At 71.0% G+C, this 5,621-nt stretch carries 3 protein-coding genes and 2 pseudogenes; all 5 read right to left on the reverse strand.

Features of this window, described 5'->3' with window-relative positions; all coding sequences use genetic code 11:
• Positions 1-45: 45 nt before the first annotated feature.
• Complete coding sequence (locus tag G6018_RS07630) at positions 46-615, reverse strand: NUDIX hydrolase (RefSeq protein WP_179525180.1); 570 nt, start codon at positions 613-615, stop codon at positions 46-48.
• 137 nt (positions 616-752) lie between these two features.
• Positions 753-2,432, reverse strand: a pseudogene (locus G6018_RS07635) (CTP synthase); the annotation flags it as partial.
• 76 nt (positions 2,433-2,508) lie between these two features.
• Complete coding sequence (locus G6018_RS07640) at positions 2,509-3,441, reverse strand: copper transporter (RefSeq protein WP_241731263.1); 933 nt, start codon at positions 3,439-3,441, stop codon at positions 2,509-2,511.
• Positions 3,438-4,610 carry a putative cytokinetic ring protein SteA gene (steA, locus tag G6018_RS07645; RefSeq protein ID WP_182639297.1) on the reverse strand — a complete coding sequence of 391 codons (1,173 nt, stop codon included), beginning with the start codon at positions 4,608-4,610 and terminating at the stop codon, positions 3,438-3,440. Before steA ends, G6018_RS07640 begins: the two co-directional genes overlap by 4 nt.
• Before the next feature lie 59 nt (positions 4,611-4,669).
• Positions 4,670-5,621, reverse strand: a pseudogene (locus G6018_RS07650) (DNA repair protein RecN); the annotation flags it as partial.

Here is a 5,621-nt window from a genome sequence, read left to right on the forward strand (position 1 = left end):
ACCGGGTCATCGCGGCACGGCCGGCGTCATCGCCAGGACGCCCCGTCAGCGCCCGGCGATCGACGCGCGCGCGGCGAGGATGCCGGCCACGGCGATGCCGTTGACGATCCGCCCGTCCAGGACGGCGTCCACGGCCTCGGAGAACGGCATCCGGGCCACCTCCATGTCCGCCTCCTCGTGCATGGCCTCCGGCCGGGTCACCTCGCGCAGGCCCCTGGCCAGGAACACGTGGACGCGTTCGGTGCAGAATCCCGGCGACGGAACGATCGAGATCACCGGTTCCCAGGATCTCGCCTCCAGCCCGGTCTCCTCGACCAGTTCGCGCTGCGCGGTCTGGACCGGCTGTTCGCCGTCGACGTCGCACAGTCCGGCCGGCAGTTCCCAGAGCCGCTCCCCCACCGCGTGGCGGTACTGACGGACCAGCGTCACCTGATCGGAGTCATCGAGGGCGATGACCGCGACAGCGTCGTCGTGACCGCAGATCTCGCGGTCGGCGGTGCCCCCGCCCGGCATCGTGAGGGTGTCCACACGCAGCCGGACGATCCGGCCGTCGAAGACCTCCCGACTGGCGATGGTGCGGTACTCGTGCGACCCGGGGGCACCGGAGTCGGTCACCTCGATCAGCTCCCGTCCGAGCGGACGTCGGAGGTCAGCTCGGCATCGACGTCATCGGCACGCACGCTGGACGTCTTGGCGTCCGGAGCGGCGACGGTCGCGTGAGCGGACCCACCCGACTGGTCGGCCCGCCACGGCTCGACCGGAAGTCGCATCTCGTTCTCGTAGTCCAGGGCCGCCTTGATGAACGCGGCGAACAGCGGGTGGGGGCGTGTCGGCCGCGACTTGTACTCGGGGTGGGCCTGGGTGGCCACGAAGAAGGGGTGCTGCTCCGGCGGGTACTCGACGAACTCCACCAGGTGGCCGTCGGGCGAGGTGCCGGAGAACCGCAGACCGGACTCGGCGACCTTGTCGCGGTAGGCGTTGTTGACCTCGAACCGGTGTCGGTGCCGTTCGGAGATCTCCGTGGCGCCGTACGCCTCCGCCACCAGGGACCCCTTGGTGAGCACGGCCGGGTACGCGCCCAGGCGCATCGTCCCGCCGAGATCGGCGTTGCCGGCCACGGCGTCGACCTGGTCCGCCATCGTGGAGATCACCGGATGCTCGGTGTCCGGCTCGAACTCACTGGACGAGGCCCCGTCGAGCCCGACCGACCGGGCCGCCTCGATGACCGAACACTGCAGGCCCAGACACAGTCCGAGCAATGGGATGCGGTTCTTCCGCGACCACGAGATGGCGCCCAGCTTGCCCTCGATCCCACGGATACCGAAACCGCCGGGGATCAGCATGCCGTCGACGCCCCGGAGGGCCTCCCGCGCGCCGGCCTCGGTGGCACAGGCGTCGGACTCCACCCACCGGATGTTGACCCTCGCCCGGTGGGCGAACCCGCCGGCGCGCAGGGCCTCGGTCACCGACAGATAGGCGTCGGGCAGGTCGATGTACTTGCCCACCAGGGCGATCTCGACCTCCTCGCGCGGTTCGTGGACTCGCTTGAGGAGTTCACCCCACACGGTCCAGTCGACGTCCCGGAAGGGCAGGTTGAGCTTGCGGATGACGTGGGTGTCGAGATGCTCACCGAAGAGCACCTTCGGGATGTCGTAGATGCTCGGGGCGTCGGGGGTGGAGACCACGCCCTCGAGGTCCACGTCGCACATGAGCGCGATCTTGGACTTGAGCCCGTCCGGCACCTCGCGGTCGCACCGCAGGACGAGGCCGTCCGGGACGATACCGATGGACCGCAGCGCCGCCACGGAGTGCTGGGTGGGCTTGGTCTTGAGCTCACCCGACGGTGCGAGGTACGGCACCAGTGAGACGTGGAGGAAGAAGATGTTCTCGCGTCCGACCTCGTGGCGGACCTGCCGGCAGGCCTCCAGGAAGGGCTGGGACTCGATGTCGCCGACCGTGCCACCGACCTCGGTGATCACCACGTCGGGGCGGCGGCCCTGCTCATCGGGCGCGCCCATCGCGATGATGCGTTCCTTGATCGCGTCGGTGATGTGCGGGATCACCTGGACGGTGTCCCCGAGGTACTCGCCGCGACGCTCCTTGGCGATGACGGCCGAGTACACCTGGCCGGTCGTGACGTTGGCGTTGGCGCTCAGGTCGCGGTCGAGGAAGCGCTCGTAGTGCCCCAGGTCGAGGTCGGCCTCCGCACCGTCCTCGGTGACGAACACCTCCCCGTGCTGGAACGGGTTCATCGTCCCCGGGTCCACGTTGATGTACGGGTCCAGCTTCTGCATGGTCACGCGGAGTCCGCGCGCGGTCAGAAGCTGCCCCAGGCTGGAGGCGGTGAGCCCCTTACCCAGCGACGACGCCACGCCACCGGTGACGAAGATGTGCTTGGTCGCGGACCGCGATGCGGCTCGGTTCAGTGCCAAGGGGACTCCCGTGTCCAGACGCCGGAATGGATGAATGCTGGTGTGGCTCCGGTGCACCCCACGGGGCTTCAGGCTATCACCGAGCGGGCGCGGTGGGGAGCGACGGCACCGCCGCGGTCGCATCCGGGCGCAGCCCGTAGTGTCCCTGCCCCCGCGCGAGCTGCTCCGCCAGCGAGAGCCCCGTGGCCAGCCGGCCGGAGTCCGAGCCCGCGGAGTCGACGGTCGAGACACCGTCCTCGCCGGAGGAGCGCAGCACGGTGACCGCGTCGTAACCCTGAGCGCCCGTGAGTTCGGCCGACACGACCGCTCCCGCGCCCTCGCGGTCCAGGGTCCGCGCGAACGAGGCCACCCGGACCGCGGTCGACTCGGCCTCGCCGGGGCCTGTGACGACCAGCGCCAGCTGACCTGGTCTCAGGGTGCCGGGTTCGAACTCGACGAGTCCCGCGTCCGACAGGGTGGTGAGGACCGTCTCGCGGTCGTCGTCGTCGAGGTGTGGTTCCGCGTCCTCGGTCCGCAGCAACCCGGCACGGCCCACGGCGGTACCCAGTTGGGTCCCCAGGTCCGCATCGGTGGCCGGTGCGTCTCCGATCGGCAGGTTGGCCACGAGTGCCTGGACCTCGGCGTCGGCATCCGGGTCGACGGCCTTGTCGGTGAGTGTCACCCGTCCTGCGGCGATGCCGCCGGCCGCACCGATGACGTCGACGGCGGCGCTGACGTCCTCGTCGGACGCCCCGGGGGCCACCACGACCAGCACGGGGCGATCCTCGAGGGTGCCGTCCAGTACCGGCCGGGCGAGCTCACCGGCCATGTCGTCGAGCCGGTCGACGGCGAGTCGCCGTTCGGCCGACTCGGCCCGGGTCGACTCGAGTTGCGCCGCCGTCGTCTCCTCGCGGTCGACCACCGCGTCCCGGATCGACGTCGCCACGGACGTCGACCCCAGGACCACCCCCAGCCCCAGGGCCAGGAACACGGCGACCAGCGTGAGAACGTGGCGACGCAGAGAGATCAACGGACGAGCCCCTGGACCCAGAGGGCGAAGGTGTTCCATGCGTCGATGGCCCAGATGAGCAGGTCCTGGGCGGAGTCGCGGGCGACCACCACCGCGGCCACCGCGATGAGCGCCGCGAGCACCACGAGGGCCAGCCCGATCCCGGCACCTCGCGAGCGGTACAGAGTCGCGCACGCGTCGGCGTGGACGAGGCGGGACGACACGGCGGTGTCGACCATGGTCGACGACGGTGCGGAGGAGGCGCCGAACGCGTTCTCGAGTCCGCGGTCGTCGCCGGTCACCACGATCATCTCGGCTCCGCCGTGGAAGGCCAGCAGCAGGGCCATGTCGCGTGCGGTCGCCGCGGCGGGGAACGTGGTGGCCCCCACGCCCAGCTCCGTGACCCGCTCGAGCCCCTCGGCCCTGCCGTCGCGATCCGCCGGCACGACCAGGACCGCGCCGTCCGTGAGCACCTCGTCGGAGACCCCGGTGGGGGTCGCGACCACGACGTCGGCGGAGATCCGGGCCGCACGCAGCAGTTCGGCTCCCCCGTCCACACCCACGACCAGCGGTCGGTACTCCTTCATGAAGGGCTTGAGATCGGAGAGCTGCGCCTCCGAGGCCCGGTCCCCGGTCACCACCACCACGTGGCGACCGGTGAAGTCCACGTCGATCCCGGGAAGGCCCTCGCCGTCGAGGAGCAACTGGTGCTCGAGGCTGAGGAACTCCGTGGCGTTGGCCAGGTGCGCCAGCGCGGACTCGACGTACCCGTTCTCCGCGGCGTGGACCTCGGAGAGGAGGGTCTCGGGGCCGACCTCACGGCCGCTGGCCAGCTGGCCCTCGGTCTTGACCGAGTAGACCACGCCCTCGTCGATGCGGACCCGGGTCCCGTCCTCGACCTCGGCGAGGTCCGCGTCCTCGATGACGGGGATGGTCGACGAGGCGAGGATCCGGAACGCGGCACGGGGCAGCATCTCCTCACCGGGGCGCGGCACGTGGACGACGGCGGCGACATCGGCCTCGACGACGGCGCGGGCGGTGGCCGCCGACGTCCGGTCGAGGTCGAGCACGGCGACGTCCTTGGAGCCGAGCTTGCGGGGGACCGGTGATCCCGCCCGGACCTGGCGGACGGTACCGACCACACCGGCGAGATCGTTGGAGCGGCGATTGAGCAGACCCGTCATCTTCATGTGCCCGAGTATCACGCGTGTGATTCGAGTGACGAGGGAGGTCGGTTCGGCGTGTCGGATTAACGGTCGACTTGAGCTTGAGACTTCTCCGACTGCGCCTTGCCGAGGAGCTCCTCGGCATGCGCGAGACCGGTGTCGGTGTCCTCCATCCCGGCGAGCATCCGCGCGAGTTCGATGACCCTGTCCGAATCGTCGACCGCGCGCACACCGGACACGACACCGTCCCCACCCGTGGAGTCCGCGGCCTTGTGGATCACGAGGTGCGTGTCCGCGTACGCGGCGACCTGCGCGAGGTGGGTCACGGCGATCACCTGGTGGGTCCTGGCCAACCTGGCCAGACGCTTGCCGATGCTCAGCGCGGCGCGTCCACCCACTCCTGCGTCCACCTCGTCGAACACCAACGTCCCGCCACCGGAACGTTCCGCCAGGACGACCTCCAGGGCCAGCATCACCCTGGACAGCTCGCCGCCGGAGGCCCCCCGGCCCAACGGGACGACCCCCGACGGCCCGTCGAGAGCCAGTTCCACGTCGTCCAGGCCGGACTCCGTCGCGGCGGCGAGGCCGTCCCCGGCAGGGGTGACCCTGACGACCAGCCCGGCTCCGCCCATGGACAGCTCGGCCAGCTCCGAGGTGACGCGTCGTGCGAGGTCCTCCCCCGCCGCCCTGCGGATGGCGGTGAGCTCGGCGCCCCGCTCCTCCAGCTCGAGGGCGAGCCTCGCGACCGTGGCCGTGAGGTCGGCCACAGCGGAGTCGGAGGTGTCCACCTCGGACAGGCGGATGCGCGCCTTCGCGGCCCATTCGATCACGTCGTCCACGTCGGTCCCGTACTTCCGGGTGAGCGCCCTGAGATCATGCCGTCTCTCGAGCGCCGCATCGAGGTCGGCCGCGTCCACCGGGAGTTCGGCCAGATAGAGGCCGAGCTCGGTCGCGGCGTCCCCCAGCGCGGCGACGGCCTGGTCGATACTCGTGGCGATGGGATCCAGGGCGGGGTCCCCCGCCCCCGCGAGCCGC

Origin of the sequence: Dietzia sp. DQ11-44, assembly GCF_014145205.1 — a bacterium.
GTDB classification, from domain to species: Bacteria; Actinomycetota; Actinomycetes; order Mycobacteriales; family Mycobacteriaceae; genus Dietzia; species Dietzia natronolimnaea.